We start from the raw sequence: 16,525 nt of genomic DNA on the forward strand, positions 1-16,525 counted from the left end.
AGCTCCTGATCAAGACAAGTGCGACGGCCGACAGCCAACCCCCGCCGACGGACGGCGACGCGTCACCTGTGGGGTCCACCGGTGACATCGGGGTGAAGATTCGGCGTCACCGGGGTCGTCGCGGTGCCGTCCAGCCCTGCTCGTGCAGCCGTTCGATGCCGTCCAGCAGCAGGTCCAGCGCGAACTCGAACTCGAACTGGTCGTCGCAGCCCTGCCCCACGACCGTCTCGTCGTCGTGGGACGCCGCGGTGGCGATCTCCGCCAGGTGCGGGAACCGGGCGGCGAACTCGGGCGGCAGCGCCGCGGCCGGCTCGGGGCTGGTCGGTCCGGACCGGCCGGCGCGGCGGGAGTCGTCGAACAGTTCCTGGCTGAAGCCCAGCACCCGGCTGCCCATCGTGTGCATGACGTGGTGCGCGAGGTTCGCGGAGAACCCGCCGGCCCGCAGGGTGCCGACCACCGAGTCGAGGTAGGCCAGGACGGCCGGCGTCGCCATGGTCCGCGACTCGATGGCCAGCGGCGCCCAGGGGTGCCGACGCAGCACCTCCCGCGCCGAGAGGATGCGCCGACGGATGGCGTCCTTCCAGGTGGTGTCGCGCTCGGGCGGGTCGATCTGGCCGACGATCACGTCGATCATGCCGTCGAGCAGTTCGTCCTTGTTGGCGACGTGCTTGTAGAGAGCCATCGGCACGACGCCCAGGTCGTGGGCGAGGTTGCGCATGCTGAGCGATTCGATGCCGGTCTCGTCGGCGAGCGCGACGGCCGCTCGCAGGATGCGCTCCCTGCTCAGCGGCGTGCGGCGCAGTGTCTCAGCCTGCTCGACCATCTCGTCCTCGTCCTGTCCGGCGGTTGATGAACGATAACCACCTTGACAGGTGTACGGCGTACACCTACCGTCGGTGTACACCGTACACCTCAGGGAGGCGTGATGAAGGCGATCGTGCAGAACCGCTACGGCGGCCCGGAAACCCTCGTGCTCGCCGACGTCGCCACCCCGGCGCCCGGCCCGGACGACGTACTCGTCCGGGTGGTGGCCGCCTCGCTCAACGCGTACGACTGGCATGCCATGCGCGGCGATCCCCGGATGGCGCGGTTGGCGATGGGCCTGTCGCGGCCTCGCGCCCGCATCCGCGGCCGGGACATCGCCGGCCGCGTCGAGGCGGTCGGGACCGACGTGCGCGACATCCGACCCGGCGACGCCGTCTTCGGCGACCTCGGCGACGCCAACGGCGCGTTCGCCGAGTACGCGTGCGTGCCCCGGACGCAGGTCGCGGCCCTGCCGGCCAACCTGACGCCCGAGCAGGCGGCGGCCCTGCCGCTGGCCGGCAGCACCGCGCTGATGGGCCTGTGCGACGTCGGGCGGGTCGAGCCCGGTCAACGCCTGCTCGTCAACGGCGCCTCGGGCGGCGTCGGCACCCTCGCGGTGCAACTGGGCAAGGCGCTCGGCGCGACCGTGACCGGGGTGTGCAGCACCCGCAACGTCGACCTGGTCCGCTCCCTCGGCGCCGACGACGTCGTGGACTACCGCCGGGACGACTTCGCCGACGGTCGCCACCGCCACGACGTCGTGCTCGACCTGGTCGGCAACCGCTCCCTCACCGAGCTGCGGCGGGCGCTGACCCCGACCGGGACGCTTGTGCTCTCCGGCGGCGGCGTGTACGGCGGCGGCAGCCTCGTCGGGCCGGTATGGCTGATCGCGCGCGGACGACTACTCGCGCCGCTGGTCCGGCAGCGCATCGTCACGCTCGCCACCACGCCGAGCCGACGCCACCTCGACACGCTCCGCGCCCACGTCGAGGCCGGTCGCCTCACCCCGGTCGTCGACCGGACGTACCCGCTGCACGAGGTGCCCGACGCCATCCGGTACGTCGAGGGCGAGCACGCCCGGGCCAAGGTCGTCATCACCATCTGACGCCCGCCGGCCGACCCGGTCAGCCCTTCTTCCACTCCGTTGCCGGGGTGAGCGGCACGGGGACCGGCCGCTCCGCCGCCGTCGTCAGCTCGATCCGCCGGCCCTGCGCCGCCGACTCCAGCAGCGCGGTCATCGTCTCGAGGATGTGCAGCGCGACGTCGCCGCCGGCGCGCGGCGCCCGCTGACCGTCCGCCAGCACCAGGTCGAGCAGGCCGATGCCCCGGCCGCTCTCGGCGTACCCGGCGCGCGCCGGGAGAGCACGCCACTCGGTGCCGCCCAGCGCGAAGTGGCGGACCTCGCCGTCGAAGTAGTTCGGGTCGGGTACGGCGAGGCTGCCGGTCTCTCCGTGGACCTCGATGGGCGCGGCCGTCGTCGCGGTGCCGTCGAAGCTCGTGGTGATCGTGGACAGCGCACCGTCGACGTGTTCGAGGACGCCGGTGACGTGGGTGTCCACCCCCACCGCGATGCGCTCACCGGCGCGTGGACCCGAGCCGATGACCCGCTCGGAGCGCAGCCGGCTGGCGGCACCGACCACCGCACGGACCGGGCCGAGCAGGTGCACGAGCGCGGAGAGGTAGTACGGCCCCATGTCGAACAGGGGGCCGCCGCCCGGCGCGTAGTAGAAGTCCGGGTGCGGGTGCCAGCGCTCGTGGCCGGCCGTGACCATGACCGCCGTCGCGGACATCGGGCGGCCGATCAGGCCGTCGTCGATCGCCGCACGCGCCGTCTGCGTACCCGTGCCCAGGACGGTGTCCGGCGCGCAGCCCACGTGGACGCCCGCCGAGGCGGCCCGGTCGATGATCGAACGGCCGTCCGGGAACGTCACGGCGAGCGGCTTCTCGACGTACACGTTCTTGCCGGCGTCGATCGTGGCGCGCGAGATGTCGGCGTGCGCCGCGGGGATCGTCAGGTTGAGCACCGTGTCCACGTCCGGGTGGGCGAGCAGGCGGTCGACGCTCATCGCCTCGCTGCCGGGGACGGTGGCCGCCGCCGCGGCCGACCGGGACGCGTCGAGGTCGGCCAGCGCGACGACGCGTACCGCGGGGTGGTGCGCGAGGGTTTCCAGGTAGGCGCGGGAGATGACCCCGAGACCTACGATGCCGACGCCGTGCGGGTCGCCCACACCATCCCCCTCTCGATGACGGTACGCACGGCCGGGTGCTCCAGCACGTCGAGGCTGTGGCCCGGGGTGGTCACGACGACGCGGCCAGCGCCCCAGCGTCGGGTCCAGACCGCCGGCGAGGTGACCGGCCGGTGCCACGGCTGCCACTCCCGCGTCGGGTGGGTGGTGACGGCCAGGACGTCGACGAGGTCGTCGTGCAGCACCCAGTACTGCTCGGTGACCAGGTCGAAGTCCTCGATGCCGGCGGTGATCGGGTGCTCCCGGCCGAGGTCGGTGACGCGCACGGTGTGCGGCAGGAAATTGTCCTCCTCCCCACCGTGGCGCTCGCACGGCTCCTTGCCCGGGTGGGTGGCGAACTGGCCGCCCACCAGGTGCAGGTACTCCGCCGACGCGCGGAACGCGTCCACGATGCCGCCGTGCCAGCCGGTGAAGCCCGTGCCGGCGACGACCGCCGCGCCGAGCCCGGCCACCTGGGCCGGGGTGATCTCCGACATCGTCATGCACTGCACGATCAGGTCGGTGCCGGCCAACTCGTCGGCATCGGCGTAGATCTCCGTGGACTCCTCGACCCGTACGGCGTAGCCGTTCCGTTCGAGGAAGGGGATGAACAACTCGGTCGCCTTGACCGGCTGGTGCCCCTCCCATCCGCCTCGGACCACAAGTGCTCTCGGCTGCGCCACCGCCGCTCCTCCCACCGTCCGTCGCCACCGGGCCGGCCGCTGCCGCCCCGACATGCGTCGGGTCTGCGACCAGCCGCAGTGATCACCACCATTCTGTCCAAGATCGCGCGAGGTGACAACGCGGGAACGGCGAGGGCTCGGCACGACGACAGCCCGGAGTCGAACGTGGGAAGGCCGATTGCCCAGTGAATCGCAATGCCCAGTCGCTCGGACGAGAAGCCCCAACGCCGGTGGTCGGTGCCGCGCGGGCGTGTCAGGTCTGGATGGTGAACGTGGCGACGACACCGTTGTGGTCGGACGCGGTGCCGCCGACGATGTCGTAGCCGGTCATCCACATGAGCTGGTACTCGGGCAGCCGCTTCCAGAAGTAGATGTAGTCGATGTGCCGGTTGCCGTGCGTGCCGGCGCCCTTCTCGCCGTAAAGGTTGTAGGTGGACCGCAGGTTGGGCAGCTCGTTGGCCTCGAAGACCCGCCACGGGAACTTCGCGTACCCGTAGCCGCGGTCCGCGCTGAAGTCGACGTTGAGGTCACCGCTCACGATGACCTGACCCTGGCCCTGCTTGTCGACCGCCAGGTCCTTGAGGCCCTGGAACTGCGCCTCGGCGCACCGGGTACGCGGCAGGTCCTCCGGCTGGCCGGCGTTCTCGATGCCGGCCACGGCGTGGGCGTTGATGTGTGTCACGGTGCGCCCGCTCGCCTTGTGGCGGTACGTGACCCAGTTGTTGTACCGCGCGGGCGGCACCTCGCCCGGGCCGTTGGTGTCACAGACGAAGATCGAGCCCTTGTCCCGTACGTCGAACATGCTCCGACGGGCGATCAGCGCCTCGCCGGCCTGGTTGGTGCCGCCCGGCGCGTACAACCACCAACCGTTGTCGGCGGCCCAACTCTCCAGAAAGTCCTTGCGGTTGCCGACCTCGTTCAGACCGACGAGGTCCGCCCGGGACGCGATCAGGTTCAGGTCGTGCGCGAAGTCGGCCTGGCTCAACCCGTTGTAGATGTTCAGCGTCGCCGCCCGGAAGGCCGTGGTCGCGGCGGCCGCCGGTGTGGCCGGCAGCAGGGCCGCCACCAGCGCGATGGCGGCTGCGAGAGCACCGAGGGCGCGGGCTGGGCGGCACGTTGTCGTCGACATCGACTCCCCTTCGCACGGATGAGAACCGCCGTCGGTGGCGGTCGGCGCACTCTATCGACCCCAGTCGACGGGACGCCGAACATCGGCGTACGAGGAGGCGACAGCGGGGCTCCGAGCGCCCGCCGGACGGTGCTCAGCCGTGCGGGTGGGCCAGCACCAACGCCTGTGCGGCGATGACGCGCTCGCCGTCGAAGGTGAGCGCGGGAGACCCGTACAGCCGGTAGCCCTCGGTCAGCAGGGCACTGACCCGGGCGCAGAACGCGGCGTCGTCGGGTCCGGTGATGAGCCGATAGCCGAGCGGCGGGGTGAGTTCTTCCACCGCCACATCATCTGCCCCCGGACGCGCCGGACCCAAGAGCCATTTAGTTGCGTGCCACGCATCTTTGCGTGGCACGCAACTAGTGTTAGTGTGGTGGCATGACGGGGCTACGGGAGCGCAAGAAGGCCGAGACGAGGGCGGCGCTCGGCTGGGCCGCGATCCACCTCACCGCCGAGCGCGGCTACGACAACGTCCGCGTCGAGGACATCGCCGAGGCGGCCGGCGTCTCCCCGCGTACCTTCAACAACTACTTCTCCAGCAAGGCCGAGGCCATCGCCTCGCGGCACCTCGACCGCAGCCTGCGCACCGCCGCCGCGCTGCGGGAACGGCCCGCCGACGAGCCGCTGTGGGAGGCGCTCACCCAGGCCGCGCTGGCGCAGTTCACGCGCGGGCCCGAGGTCGAGGCGATGCCCTCCCCCGCACACGCCCAGTGGGTGGCCGGCGTCCGCACCATGCTCGCCGAGCCCGCCCTACAGGGCGAACGGTTGCGCGCCGTCGCGACCGCCGAGGCCGAGTTGGCCGCCGCGGTCGCCGAGCGCACCGGGACCGACCTCGCCACCGACATGTACCCGAGACTCGTCGCGGCCGCCGCCAGCGCGGCCGTCGCCGTCGCCATGCAGCACTACCTCGACAGCGCCGACCCGCCCACCCCGATCGAACACCTCGTCGCCGACGCCTTCGCCCAGGTCGCCGCCGGCCTCCCCGCACCGCCGCGCTGACGCCCCGGCCCTGACCGGGGCATCCCCGCACATTCCTGTTCAGCCGCGTCACACACCGCGGCGGTCCGGCCGTACGCCGCGCCCGCCGTGGCGATGACGCACGCCCCGAAGGGATCACGACCGTGATCGACGTCCTCATCGTCGGCGCCGGCCCGAACGGCCTCATGCTCGCCTGCGAGCTGGCCCTCGCCGGCGTCCACCCCGTCGTCCTCGAACGCCGTCCGACACCCGGTGGCGAACCGCGCGCCAACGGCCTCGTCGGCCAGGTCGTCCGCCTCCTGGACCGGCGCGGCCTCTACGCGCGCCTCAGCGGCGACGACGGTCCCCCGTCCCCGCAACCCGCCTTCGCCTTCGGCGCGTTCCCGCTGGACCTCACGGTCCTCGCGGACAACCCGCACTACGTGCTCGGCGTACCGCAGGCCCAACTCGAAGCCGCCCTCGCCGCCCGCGCCGCCGAACTCGGCGTCGACCTGCGCCGCGGCCACGACGTGGTCGACCTCCGCCAACGGTCCGACGCGGTCGAGGTCGACCTCGCCGACGGTACGCGGCTCACCGCCCGCTTTCTCGTCGGCGCGGACGGCGGCCGCAGCCTGGTACGCCGTACCGCCGGCATCGAGTTCCCCGGCGTCACCAACGACAGGTCGGTCTCCCGGACCGCCACGGTGACCGTCCCCGCGTCGTCCCTCGACCCCGAGACGGGCGGCCTGCTCGCCCCCGGCTACGGGATCGTGCCGCCGTTCCAGCACACCCGCACCCCGCGCGGCCTGATCGCGTGGGCCCCGTTCCCCGGCCGCCCGGCGCTGCTCAGCACCACGGAGTGGCCCGACGCGCCAACCAGCGACGAGACCCCGATGACCCTGGCCGAGCTGCGCGCCAGCGTCACCCGGGTGCTCGGGGTCGACGTCCCCTTCGGTCCAGCCGACGGCCCCGGTTTGCTCCGCCGGCTGACCGGTGGCAACACCAGGATCGCCGCCCGCTACCGCGCCGGGCGGGTGCTGCTGGTCGGCGACGCCGCGCACGTGCACCCCGCGATGGGTGGTCCCGGCCTCAACCTGGGCCTCCAGGACGCCGTGAACCTGGGGTGGAAGCTCGCCGCCACCGTACGCGGCTGGGCGCCGGAGGGTCTGCTCGACACGTACGAGGCCGAGCGTCGTCCGGTCGCCGAGCGGGTCGTCATGTCCACCCAGGCGCAGTCGGCGCTGATCGGTCCCGGTGAGGAGATCACGGGACTGCGGGAACTCTTCGCCGAACTGCTCCGGATCCCGGAGGTCACCGGGCACATCGCGGCGCTGATGTCCGGCGCGGACGTCCGCTACCCCGCCGACCCCGCCGACCCGATGGCCGGCCGGTCCGCCCCCGAGGTGGTCGTCCACGGCGACCGGGGCCCCGTACGCCTCGCCGAGCTGACCCGCACCGCCCGGCCCCTGCTCCTGGACGCCACGGGCGGCTGGGCGGAGGTCGCCGCGCCCTGGCGGGACCGGGTGGACGTGGTCACCGGCCGGCTGACGGGCACCACCGCGACCGGGCTGCTCGTCCGTCCCGACTGCTTCGTGGCCTGGTCGGCCGGGAACGCCGACACGCTGCGCGCCGCGCTCACCCGCCATTTCGGTCCGCCGCGCTGAAAGCCGGTGGCCGGCAGCGCACACGCGCTCCCGGCCACCGGCTGTCGACGGCGCTGGTCAGTCGGTGATCACCGGCCAGGCGTAGGCGAGCAACGCGCAGGCGGCGCCGAGCAGCGCGAACGAGATACCCCGGGTGGGCAGGGGCAGGGCCGCGAGCACGATCAGGATGACGGCGATGACGTAGAGAAGTGCCTGAACCGACATGGGTGGTCTCCTTGTTCGAGGGGGGAGGTGCGGGGGTGGCGATCAGCCGTCCGGGGTGAAGAGCCCCTGGATGCCGACGACGATCGCGATCAGACCGAAGATCGCGAGCAGTAGGCGGACTCCGGTCGCGGCGTCCGACCGCTCGGCCCGGGGCGCGGGACGACCGGTCAGGCGGTCCCACAACAGGGCCAGGCCGACACCGATCCCGACGACCTCGAAGTGGAACACCCGAGGGCCGGACACCAGGTGGACGATCAGGTAGTAGCCACCGGTCACGAGCGCCACCAGCCCGACCACCCAGGCGATCGGCGCCGCCCGGCCGGCGAGCCGGCCCAGGTCGTCACCGACGCGCGGCAGCAGCCGCAGCACGGCCACGGCGAGCAGGAAGCCGCCGACGATGTTGGCGAGGTCGAGCAGCAAAGCCATGATCACGAGGGTCTCCGTCGATCGGACGATCAGCCGGCGGGCAGATACCCACGCACCCGTGCGGTTGAAACGACATCGGACGATCCACGTCGGACGTACCGCGCGGCGGACGGGATCACTGCGGGGTGATCAGGGGCGCGTAGTCGGTACGGCTGAGCGGCTGCTCGGACAGCAGGCCGTCGGCGCGGGGCACGCCCAGCGGCCGTCCGTCGCGCAGGAACGTCACGGTGCTGACGTCGTGTCGACTGGTGAGGGTGCAGACGATCTGCCCGAAGGCGAGCACCTCGTCGCTGCGGCCGGTGTCCTCGGCGGGTTCGTCGACCATCACCCGGACCTGGGCGTCGACCACCGTCGCGCCGGCGGCGTTGACCGCTCCCGGCAGGGCGCTGGTGAGGTCGCTGTCGCGTTCGGCCGTGGTCGGGCCGGCGAACAGGTGCCGCAGGTGCTCCTCGATGGTGGGTGGACGATCGACGCTGCGCGGCACCGGGACGATCCGGTTGTCGCGGACGAGGCAGAGGGTCTCGGTGGCCGGGCCGGCCGGCGCGGAGTCGGCGGGGGCGGTGTCGGCGGTGCTCGGGAACGGCCCGCGCGGCGGCGGCACCGGGCGGGGCGCGTCGTCGACGGGAATGCCGCAACCGGTCAGCAGCGCGACGAGTCCCAGCCCGAGGAGACGCCGCCGGCTCATGCCACGCTCTCCGGCAGGGTGACGCGGAATCGCGCACCGCCGCCGGGGTGGTCGGTGACGGTGACGGTCCCGCCGTGCGCGGCGGCGTGCTGGGCGACCAGGGCCAGGCCGAGGCCGGTGCCGTCGCCCGCGCCGCGGGTGTGGGCGGCACGTCCCCGGACGAACCGGTCGAAGATCGCCTCCCGGTCCTCGACGGGTACGCCCGGGCCGTCGTCCTCGACCTCGATCACGGCGGCGCTGCCGTCCCGGTCGAGCAGGACGGACGTCGGGCCGCCCCCGTACGTCACCGCGTTGTCCAGCAGGTTCGCCAGGATCTGCGCGACGCGCCGCCGTTCGACCCGCCACGGCACGGGCACCCCGGGCGCCAGCCGCACGATCGACGTCGGCAGGTCGAGCGCGGCGCAGGCGGCATGGGCAAGCGGCACCGGGTCCACCGGCGCGCGGTGCGCGGGCTGGTCGCTGCGGGCCAGGTCGATCAGGTCGTTGACGAGTCGCTGGAAGCGGTCGATCTCGTCGGCGACCAACCCCGCCGCGATCGCCGTCCGCTCGTCCTGGTGTTCCCGACGGCGGGCCAGCACGCTCGCCGCGGCGGCGAGGGTCTGCAACGGCGAGCGCAGTTCGTGGCTGACGTCGGCGGCGAAACGCCGGTCGCGCTCGATGCGGTGGGCGAGCCGGTCGACCATCTGGTTGAACGAGGAGGACAACCGGGTCAGGTCGGGGTCGGTGGCCGGGTCCAGGCGGGCCGTGAAGTCGCCCGCCGCGATCTTCTCCGCGGCGTCGGCGACCGCCGTCAACGGACGCAGCCCGTGCCGGGTGGCGTGCCACCCCAGCGCGGCACCGGACCCGGCGATCATGATGGCCACGGTGGTCAGCGCGAGCGCCAGCACCTGAAATGTCTGCTCCAACTCGCGCAGGGAGTTGACCTCGAAGTACGTCGCCGTCGCGGACAGCGGCACGCCGACCACCAGGACGGACTGGCCGTCCACCCGTACCCGCTGCACCGCCGGCTGCCCGGCCGCCACGACGCGCCGCAGGTCGTGGGGAATGGCGGCGGTGGGTCCGGGGTCGGCGGTGCGGGCGTACCACTCGCCGTTCAGGTGCAGCACCGGGCGACGCCCGCCACCGGTGTCCAGCGACCGCAGCACCTCCACCACGTCCGGGGTGTCCGTGTCGATCCCGGCGCGGACGACCGTCGCGTCGAAGTACGCGGCGCGCAGAGCGGTGCGTTCCCGCTCCCCGATCAGGGATCGGCGGGTCAGTTCGTAGGAGACCAGGGCCATCGAGGCGGCCAGCAGGAGCGCGCCGACGGCGAACGCGGCGGTGACCCGGGTACGGAGTCCGAGGCGTCTCATCGCTGCAACTTGTAACCCATACCCCGCAGGGTGACGAGGTGCCGGGGGGTCGCCGGATCGGGCTCGATCTTCTGTCGCAACCGACCGACGTGCACGTCCACCAGCCGCTCGTCGCCGATGTCGTAGCCCCAGACCCGTTGCAGCAACTGCTGGCGCGACAGCACCCGACCGGCGTGCTCGGCCAACTCGCACAGCAGCCGGAACTCGGTCCGGGTCACCGCGACCGGCCGGCCGGCGCGACGGACCTCGCCCGCGTCGGGGCTGATCTCCAACTCGCCGAACGCGAGCACCGGCACCGGCTCCGCCGCCGGTCCCCCGACGGCGGCACGGGCGCGGCGGCGCAGCGCCCGCAGCCGCGCGGTCAGTTCCTTGATCGCGACCGGTTTGACCAGGTAGTCGTCGGCACCGGCCTCCAGGGCGGCGACGATGTCGTGGGTGTCGTCCCGGGCGCTGACCACCACGATCGGCACGTCGTCGCTACGGCGGAGCTGCCGGATGCACTCGAAGCCGTCGAGGCCGGGCAGCATGAGGTCGACCAGCACGTAGTCCGCCGGGTCCCGGCGCTGCGCCCGCAGGCCCTCCTCGGCGGTGGCCGCGCCCACCGCGTCGTACCCCTCGTCCTGGAGGGCCAGCAGCAGCGCCAGGCGGATCCGGTCGTCGTCCTCGATCACCAGTACGGCCGTCATAACCGCATCATCCCCAGGCCACGACGGCACGGCCAATCGCGTCCGTCGGCCTGGTGATTTGTCACGCAACTGTCATAGATCCGCGCGGCGCCCGCCACGCCGGGCGGGCACGGTGGCAGACGACCAGAGCCGCCAGAAAGGGGTACGACAGTGACGGGACCACGCAAACCTCCGTCGTACGCGCTGCCGTTGGTGGAGGTCAGCATCACCCAACTGGACCTGGGCTGCCTGGCCGAGAGTGGCGCCGTGTTCGACCGGCTGTTGGCGCTGCGACCCGGGCAGGTCGTCGTCGACCTGTCGGAGTGCCGGTACATCGACGCCGCCGCCATCGGCCTGCTGCTGGACGTGCACCGACGGCTGGCCCACGCGGACGGGGTGCTGGTCGTGCGGAACCCCAACCCGCGGATCCACCGCATCCTGCAGCACGCCCGGCTGGACCAGGTCCTGCCGATCGTCACCGGGCCGGGGTCGCCCGGCGGTCCGGCGACCCCCGACGAGCCCCGCCCGGCCGAGCCGGCGCTGGTCGCCCTCGGTCGGGCGCGCGTCGCGCCCCGCCCCTGAGCGTCGCCGCACCCCGCCGGCCGGACACTCCCGGACAGGAAGGATCAGCAGCATGACCGTCGTCCCGGACGACAACCTGATGACACTCATCTGTGACGTCTGCGGCGACAGTGTCACCGCCACCGCCTGCGTGCTCCCGGACGCCGAGGTCGTCTGGACGCTCGTGGCGGAACACGGTTGGAGCGGCTCCCCGTTCGCCACCGGCCCGCACCGCTGCCCGCACTGCAGCCTGCTCCCACCCACGCGGCCCGGCCAGTCCAGCGCCGACATGCACGGCCCCGGTGGTGTCCTCGGCATCGACCACCTGGACGATGCCACCGTCGTCACCGTCAGCGGCGACATCGATCTCGCCACGGGTGACGCGCTGCGCGCCGCGCTGCGCGAGGCGGCCGACGCGGACGCGACCGTGCTTGTCGACCTGAGTCGCGTACCCACCATCGACTCCACCGGCCTCGGCCTGCTGGTGCGGGCCCACCTCGACGCCCGCGAGCGGGGTCTGACGCTCGGCCTCGCCGCGCCGTCCCGGTTCATCCGGACCGTCCTGCACACGATGCGGCTGGACGGTGTCTTCCCGATCTTCGACAGTCGGGAGGACGCCCTCGAGCGGATGGCCCGGCCGGCGCTGTCGGCGGCACCGGCCAGCGGTCCGGAGCGGTGACGGGTCGCCCGCGGAGCCGTCACACCGCCCGGGTCAGTCGCAGCAACCGCCACACGGTCCGCAGTGACACGCTCGGGTAGAAGCCGACGTACTCGGGTGTCACCCTGGGCTGCCACTTCTCCTTGAACTCGGCCTGGCTGCGGGCCGGGTAGATCCAGTCGCCGTGCTCGGCGATGAACCCGATCAGCCGGTTCGTGCCCCGGTGGCCGCCGCCGGCCGGCTCATGCCGGGCCGACAGTTCCCGGAACGGCGTGAGGCCCAGGTGCAGCCACCGCACGCCCTCGGCCTGGAAGCGCTGCAACGCCACCACGAACGCCAGGTCGACCGCGCCGGGCGGCGCGTCGGGCTCGCGGCGGGTGATGTCGTACAGCCAGCCGCCCTCCTGGCCGAACGCCGGGGAGTACGACACGTACGCCACCGGCTCACCGTCGTACATCGCGAGGAACAACCGGCGCACCCGGTCCTCGTGGCCGGCACGTTCACCGACCAGGAACTCGATCTGCTTGACGTGCCGGCCCTTGTCCGCGAGCCACCGGGCGTCCAGGGCGTCCAGCCGCGCGGCGAGCGCCGCGTCGTACGGCACGTCCCTACCGGCCTCCACCACGGTGACCCCGGCCCGTCGGGAACGCGCCAATTTGTTGCGGACCTTCTCGAACTTGCGGCCGCGCAGCGTGAAGGTCTCCAGGTCGATCGAGTACGCGGCGCCGAGCTGACTGAGCTGGTAGCCGAACTCGGTGTACAGGTCGAGGTCGTCCGGGGTGAGCTGGACCGCGCACAGCCGCCGGCCCTCCTGCTGGGCCCACCCGTGGAACGCGCCGAGCAGCCGCTTACGGTCCTCCGGGTCGGCGTAGACGCTGCCCAGTTGCACGGCGTGCCGCCGCCCGGCCGGCCGGTACGCGATGAACCCGTCGAGACCGGACACCGTGAAGTGTCGGGTGTCCCTGTTCAGCGCGAGCGCGGCACTGGAGTGCTGCGCGTGCCGGCGCAGGACGGCCAGGGCGGTCATCGTTTCCATGGCGGCGGCCTCCACCTGTCAGGGAGCGGACGGGTCGTGGCGGGCCGCCGCGCGTCGGCGCGCCCACGCGAGTTGGACAAGGTCGACGGCCTCGCGGCCGACGGCCGAGGCGGACTCACCGCCGGTGACGCGACGGGTGACGGCCCCGGCCAGCCGGGGCAGGGTGAGCAGCCGGTCGGCATCGAGCCGGTCGCCCATCACGTCGTCGAGCCGGCTGACCGCCCGGGAGTCGCGCTGGAGGCGGGCGAGGAAGGCGTGCTCCATCGTGGTGACCGGTCCGCCCCGACCGATGTCCAGGCCGTACCAGTAGTTCGGCAGCTCGGCCCGGTCCCGGTCGCGGGCCCACCGGGCCAGCCCCGCCGCCAGCGCCGACGGCTGCTCCCAGTGCGCGGTGAGCACCGCCGCGAGTGCGCGGGCGTTGCGCAGCGCGTCGTTGATCCCGTGGCCCAGGGTGGCGTCCTTGGCGTGCCCGGCGTCGCCCACCAGGGCCCACCCCGGTCCGAACGGCTGCCGGAAGAAGCACGGGTACCGCACCACCCGGTTGAGCTCCCCCACGGCGTCGCCGGACGCGGCGAGGTGAGCCACCTCCGGACTGACCGACTCGACGTGCCGCAGGAACCCGGCCACGTCGCGCCCGGCCAGCTCGCCCTGCAGGCGCTCCGGAGGCTGCGCGATGACCACGAAATCCTCCGGGCCGGTCGGCAGGATCGAGACGATGTGCACCCCGATGCGGTGCCACAGCAGTGCCGGCGGGATCCGGACGCCGGTGAAGTACCGCCACAGCAGCGCCCGTTCGCTGCGCGCCGTCAGGTACTGCCGGGCCCCGACCCACCGGGCCACCGACGAGTTGCGGCCGTCCGCGCCCACCACCAGCCGCGCCGACACGTCCCGGACCGACCCGTCGGCACGCTGCACGGTCACGCCGCGCACCGCGCCGTCGACGCCGCGCCGCAGGCCGACCACGGCGGTGCCGGTGGAGGTCTTGGCACCGGCGGCGACCGCCCGGTCCAGCAGGACCTGGTCGAGGACGTCCCGGGGCGGACACAGCCCGGGATCGTCCGGATGACGGAAGTGCAGCTTCACGTCGTCCAGCCGGACCCACACGTCGTGCAGCGGCGGCACGCCGTGCGCCACGACGGTGTCGTACACGCCCTCGATCCGTAGGTCCTCGGTGCCGTGCAGGATGTGCGTGGACAGGGTCGGCGCGGGCAGGTCACCACGGTCGAACACCGCCACCGACAGCCCGGCGGCGGCGAGCCGGGCCGCCAGCGCCGAGCCGGCCACCCGCGCCCCGACGATCACGACGTCGACCTGCTGCTCCACCGCCCGGTTCCCGACGACCGCCGCGCCGACCGGCACAGCGACCGCAGGCTCCTCGGTCGGGCCCGACCGCTGCGTGCTCCCGGAGATCAGTACCTCTCCCGCCGAAGTGGGCGGCTCCGACGCCGTGGCGACGCCGGACCCGGTCGCCGTGGCCGGCAGCTCCGTCGCCGTTGCGACCGGCGGTCGGGGCCGCAACGCGGACGCCGCCGGTTCGGCCGGCACGGCGGACGCCGTGCGGGCCGGCGGGGTCGACCTCGGCCCTGGGCGGACGGCGGCGATCCGGTCGGCCGCGTCCAGGCCGCGCAGGTAGCCGGCCAGCAGCAGGTTGCCGACCCGGCCGGTCGGCATCAGACCCGCGCTGCCGCGCAGCCAGGGCAGGTCCGGTGCGGACGCTGCCTGGTCGGGACCACCGGCGAGATCGGCCAGCCGGGGGGCGAGCAGTTCGGCCGTCAGCGCGGAGAGGGCCAGGCCGTGCCCACACCACGCGCCGGCGAACCACACGCCCGGCCGGCCCGGCACCGGACCGACGATCGGCAGCCGGTCGAACGTGGACGCCGTGACGCCGGACCAGAAGTCGGTCACCGGCACGTCCGCCAGCGCCGGGAAGGTCGCGGCGAGTTCGCGTACCAGCCGGTCCCGCACGGCGGCGACGCCGCGCTCGTCGACGCGCGGCTCCAGCAGGGCGGGACCACCGCCGAACAGCAGCCGGCCGCGGGCGGTCATCCGCAGGTAGTTGAAGAACGAGCGGCTGTCGACGGCCGCGCCGCGCCCGTCCCAGCCGGTCCGCGCCAGCAGGTCGGCGGGTACGGGTCCGGTGCGCAGGACATGGGTACGGATCACCGCGACGTTCCGGGTGAACAGCCCCAGCCCGGTGGTGAAGCCGTCCGTGGTCAGGGCCACCCGGCTGGCGCGTACCCGATGCCCCCCGGCTGTCACCGTGACCGGGTCACCGCCGGTGATCGCGGTGACCGGCGTGTCCTCGGCGATGCGCACCCCGGCCGCGAGCAGCGCCGCCCGGAGTGACTGGACCAGCAGCCACGGGTTGACCAGCGCCACGTCGGGATAACACAACGCGCCGTGGTAGCGGGCGCTGCCGATCCGTTCGGCGGTGCCCTCGCGGTCCAGGTAGGAGGCGTCGAAGCCGAGGTCACGCAGGGTCTGCGCCTGGCGTCGGAGCGATCCGGCGTGCACGGGCGCCGACGCGGCCACGAGTTGGAAGCCCTCGGTCAGCTCACAACCGTCGGGCAGGGCCCGGGCCATCCGCCGCAGCGCGGCGATCCCGTCGAGCGTGGCGGCGAACATGGTCCGCGCCCGGTCCCGTCCGTACCGGTTGACGAGCGTGGTGATCGGGCCGCCGACCCCGGGGCCGACGATGCCGGTGCTGTGCCCGCTGGCCCCCGCGCCGACCTCGGTGGCCTCCAGGACCAGGATGTCGCGCGCGGGCAGGTGGTTCGTCAGCTGGTACGCCAGCGCCAGGCCGGCCAGCCCACCGCCGACGATGACGACGGACGCCTCCGCGTCGGCGGCGAGGGCGGGCTGTCGCGCGGAGCGCGGGTCGTCGCGCTGCCAACCGCTCGCCGCGGAGCCCGGCCCGCTCATCAGGCCACCGAGGTGGGTCTCGACGTGGCCGCCGCGACCGGCGCGTCCGACCGTCCGGCAGCGGTCGGCGACGGGCGGCCGGTCACCTCACGCAGCAGCGCGTCGAAGGCGGGCAGGCGCTTCGGCTCGAACGGCACACCGAAGGGCTTGAGCTGGTTGCCGAAGAGCGAACGGTCACCGAAGAGGTGGATCGGCACGGCCAGCAGCGCCCACTCCGGCCCGATCAGCCAGGCCCAGAGCGCCACCACCAGTCCGGCGCTGAGCAGGCTGTGCATGCTGTTGTAGAGGACGTAGTACGCCTTCGAAATCCGCCCGTCGGGGCTGCGGTGGTAGGCGATCGCCCCGGGGAGGTAGCCGATCAGGTCGATGTAGAGGAACAGCCCGATCGCCGGCAGCCAGCGGATCTCGTCCCAGTGCGCGATGAACAGGCCGCTCGCCAGTGCGAGCCCGGCGAACCACTCGGCGCGGTGCAGCCGGGCGGTGGTCGGCGTGTCGAAGGTGTTGAGCTGGTCCAT

At 73.4% G+C, this 16,525-nt stretch carries 18 protein-coding genes; 5 read left to right on the plus strand and 13 right to left on the minus strand.

Annotated elements, in window-relative coordinates; all coding sequences use genetic code 11:
- Positions 1-106 precede the first annotated feature (106 nt).
- On the minus strand, positions 107-823 hold the full coding sequence (locus tag ACN263_RS17655; RefSeq protein ID WP_422735434.1) for a TetR/AcrR family transcriptional regulator: 717 nt from the start codon (positions 821-823) through the stop codon (positions 107-109).
- A gap of 102 nt (positions 824-925) precedes the next feature.
- On the opposite strand from ACN263_RS17655, the gene ACN263_RS17660 reads away from it, so the two are divergent.
- Positions 926-1,909 carry an NAD(P)-dependent alcohol dehydrogenase gene (locus ACN263_RS17660; RefSeq protein ID WP_422735436.1) on the plus strand — a complete coding sequence of 328 codons (984 nt, stop codon included), beginning with the start codon at positions 926-928 and terminating at the stop codon, positions 1,907-1,909.
- Between the two features lie 19 nt (positions 1,910-1,928).
- Here the strand turns inward: ACN263_RS17660 and ACN263_RS17665 are convergent, their stop codons facing one another.
- The 4 genes from ACN263_RS17665 to ACN263_RS17680 form a co-directional block, all read right to left on the minus strand.
- Positions 1,929-3,032: a Gfo/Idh/MocA family protein gene (locus tag ACN263_RS17665; RefSeq protein WP_422735437.1), complete on the minus strand. Its 1,104-nt coding sequence runs from the start codon at positions 3,030-3,032 to the stop codon at positions 1,929-1,931.
- Complete coding sequence (locus tag ACN263_RS17670) at positions 3,002-3,712, minus strand: ThuA domain-containing protein (RefSeq protein ID WP_422735438.1); 711 nt, start codon at positions 3,710-3,712, stop codon at positions 3,002-3,004. Before ACN263_RS17670 ends, ACN263_RS17665 begins: the two co-directional genes overlap by 31 nt.
- 253 nt (positions 3,713-3,965) lie before the next feature.
- The gene (locus tag ACN263_RS17675; RefSeq protein WP_422735439.1) at positions 3,966-4,841 is read right to left on the minus strand and encodes an endonuclease/exonuclease/phosphatase family protein; all 876 of its coding nucleotides are present in this window, start codon (positions 4,839-4,841) and stop codon (positions 3,966-3,968) included.
- A 133-nt stretch (positions 4,842-4,974) separates the two neighbouring features.
- Positions 4,975-5,160 carry a DUF1737 domain-containing protein gene (locus ACN263_RS17680; RefSeq protein WP_422735440.1) on the minus strand — a complete coding sequence of 62 codons (186 nt, stop codon included), beginning with the start codon at positions 5,158-5,160 and terminating at the stop codon, positions 4,975-4,977.
- A 98-nt stretch (positions 5,161-5,258) separates the two neighbouring features.
- Between ACN263_RS17680 and ACN263_RS17685 the strand changes: the two genes are divergently transcribed.
- Positions 5,259-5,879: a TetR family transcriptional regulator gene (locus tag ACN263_RS17685; RefSeq protein ID WP_422735442.1), complete on the plus strand. Its 621-nt coding sequence runs from the start codon at positions 5,259-5,261 to the stop codon at positions 5,877-5,879.
- 122 nt (positions 5,880-6,001) lie between these two features.
- On the plus strand, positions 6,002-7,501 hold the full coding sequence (locus ACN263_RS17690; RefSeq protein WP_422735443.1) for an FAD-dependent monooxygenase: 1,500 nt from the start codon (positions 6,002-6,004) through the stop codon (positions 7,499-7,501).
- A 57-nt stretch (positions 7,502-7,558) separates the two neighbouring features.
- Here the strand turns inward: ACN263_RS17690 and ACN263_RS17695 are convergent, their stop codons facing one another.
- From ACN263_RS17695 to ACN263_RS17715, 5 genes are all read right to left on the minus strand, one after another.
- Positions 7,559-7,705, minus strand: a complete 147-nt coding sequence (locus ACN263_RS17695) for a hypothetical protein (protein WP_422735444.1) — start codon at positions 7,703-7,705, stop codon at positions 7,559-7,561.
- Positions 7,706-7,747: 42 nt separating this feature from the next.
- Entirely contained in the window at positions 7,748-8,131 is a 384-nt protein-coding gene (locus tag ACN263_RS17700; protein WP_422735446.1) for a hypothetical protein, read from the minus strand.
- Between the two features lie 115 nt (positions 8,132-8,246).
- Entirely contained in the window at positions 8,247-8,816 is a 570-nt protein-coding gene (locus tag ACN263_RS17705) for a GerMN domain-containing protein (RefSeq protein WP_422735447.1), read from the minus strand.
- Positions 8,813-10,168 carry a sensor histidine kinase gene (locus ACN263_RS17710; RefSeq protein WP_422735448.1) on the minus strand — a complete coding sequence of 452 codons (1,356 nt, stop codon included), beginning with the start codon at positions 10,166-10,168 and terminating at the stop codon, positions 8,813-8,815. Before ACN263_RS17710 ends, ACN263_RS17705 begins: the two co-directional genes overlap by 4 nt.
- Positions 10,165-10,854 carry a response regulator transcription factor gene (locus ACN263_RS17715; protein ID WP_422735449.1) on the minus strand — a complete coding sequence of 230 codons (690 nt, stop codon included), beginning with the start codon at positions 10,852-10,854 and terminating at the stop codon, positions 10,165-10,167. The genes ACN263_RS17710 and ACN263_RS17715 overlap by 4 nt, the downstream gene beginning before the upstream one ends.
- A gap of 150 nt (positions 10,855-11,004) precedes the next feature.
- On the opposite strand from ACN263_RS17715, the gene ACN263_RS17720 reads away from it, so the two are divergent.
- Together ACN263_RS17720 and ACN263_RS17725 are read left to right on the plus strand one after the other, a co-directional pair.
- Positions 11,005-11,415 carry an STAS domain-containing protein gene (locus tag ACN263_RS17720; RefSeq protein ID WP_422735450.1) on the plus strand — a complete coding sequence of 137 codons (411 nt, stop codon included), beginning with the start codon at positions 11,005-11,007 and terminating at the stop codon, positions 11,413-11,415.
- 52 nt (positions 11,416-11,467) lie between these two features.
- Positions 11,468-12,073, plus strand: a complete 606-nt coding sequence (locus ACN263_RS17725; protein WP_422735451.1) for an STAS domain-containing protein — start codon at positions 11,468-11,470, stop codon at positions 12,071-12,073.
- A gap of 19 nt (positions 12,074-12,092) precedes the next feature.
- Here the strand turns inward: ACN263_RS17725 and ACN263_RS17730 are convergent, their stop codons facing one another.
- Genes ACN263_RS17730 through ACN263_RS17740 form a run of 3 tightly spaced genes read right to left on the minus strand, consistent with a single transcriptional unit; the run spans position 12,093 to position 16,525 of the window.
- Positions 12,093-13,088 carry a phosphatidylglycerol lysyltransferase domain-containing protein gene (locus ACN263_RS17730; protein WP_422735452.1) on the minus strand — a complete coding sequence of 332 codons (996 nt, stop codon included), beginning with the start codon at positions 13,086-13,088 and terminating at the stop codon, positions 12,093-12,095.
- A gap of 18 nt (positions 13,089-13,106) precedes the next feature.
- Entirely contained in the window at positions 13,107-16,010 is a 2,904-nt protein-coding gene (locus tag ACN263_RS17735) for an FAD-dependent oxidoreductase (protein WP_422735453.1), read from the minus strand.
- Positions 16,010-16,525 carry a hypothetical protein gene (locus ACN263_RS17740; protein ID WP_422735454.1) on the minus strand — a complete coding sequence of 172 codons (516 nt, stop codon included), beginning with the start codon at positions 16,523-16,525 and terminating at the stop codon, positions 16,010-16,012. The genes ACN263_RS17735 and ACN263_RS17740 overlap by 1 nt, the downstream gene beginning before the upstream one ends.

Source organism: Micromonospora sp. WMMD729 (genome assembly GCF_049315225.1).
In the GTDB taxonomy this organism is placed as follows: domain Bacteria; phylum Actinomycetota; class Actinomycetes; order Mycobacteriales; family Micromonosporaceae; genus Micromonospora.

Excerpts from the sequence above, each read along its gene's own strand:
- ACN263_RS17655 (WP_422735434.1), bottom strand. The coding sequence starts at position 823 with ATGGTCGAGCAGGCTGAGACACTGCGCCGCACGCCGCTGAGCAGGGAG.
- ACN263_RS17660 (WP_422735436.1), top strand. The coding sequence starts at position 926 with ATGAAGGCGATCGTGCAGAACCGCTACGGCGGCCCGGAAACCCTCGTG.
- ACN263_RS17675 (WP_422735439.1), bottom strand. The coding sequence starts at position 4,841 with ATGTCGACGACAACGTGCCGCCCAGCCCGCGCCCTCGGTGCTCTCGCA.
- ACN263_RS17685 (WP_422735442.1), top strand. The coding sequence starts at position 5,259 with ATGACGGGGCTACGGGAGCGCAAGAAGGCCGAGACGAGGGCGGCGCTC.
- ACN263_RS17695 (WP_422735444.1), bottom strand. The coding sequence starts at position 7,705 with ATGTCGGTTCAGGCACTTCTCTACGTCATCGCCGTCATCCTGATCGTG.
- ACN263_RS17700 (WP_422735446.1), bottom strand. The coding sequence starts at position 8,131 with ATGGCTTTGCTGCTCGACCTCGCCAACATCGTCGGCGGCTTCCTGCTC.
- ACN263_RS17705 (WP_422735447.1), bottom strand. The coding sequence starts at position 8,816 with ATGAGCCGGCGGCGTCTCCTCGGGCTGGGACTCGTCGCGCTGCTGACC.
- ACN263_RS17710 (WP_422735448.1), bottom strand. The coding sequence starts at position 10,168 with ATGAGACGCCTCGGACTCCGTACCCGGGTCACCGCCGCGTTCGCCGTC.
- ACN263_RS17715 (WP_422735449.1), bottom strand. The coding sequence starts at position 10,854 with ATGACGGCCGTACTGGTGATCGAGGACGACGACCGGATCCGCCTGGCG.
- ACN263_RS17725 (WP_422735451.1), top strand. The coding sequence starts at position 11,468 with ATGACCGTCGTCCCGGACGACAACCTGATGACACTCATCTGTGACGTC.
- ACN263_RS17730 (WP_422735452.1), bottom strand. The coding sequence starts at position 13,088 with ATGGAAACGATGACCGCCCTGGCCGTCCTGCGCCGGCACGCGCAGCAC.
- ACN263_RS17735 (WP_422735453.1), bottom strand. The coding sequence starts at position 16,010 with ATGAGCGGGCCGGGCTCCGCGGCGAGCGGTTGGCAGCGCGACGACCCG.
- ACN263_RS17740 (WP_422735454.1), bottom strand. The coding sequence starts at position 16,525 with ATGGACCAGCTCAACACCTTCGACACGCCGACCACCGCCCGGCTGCAC.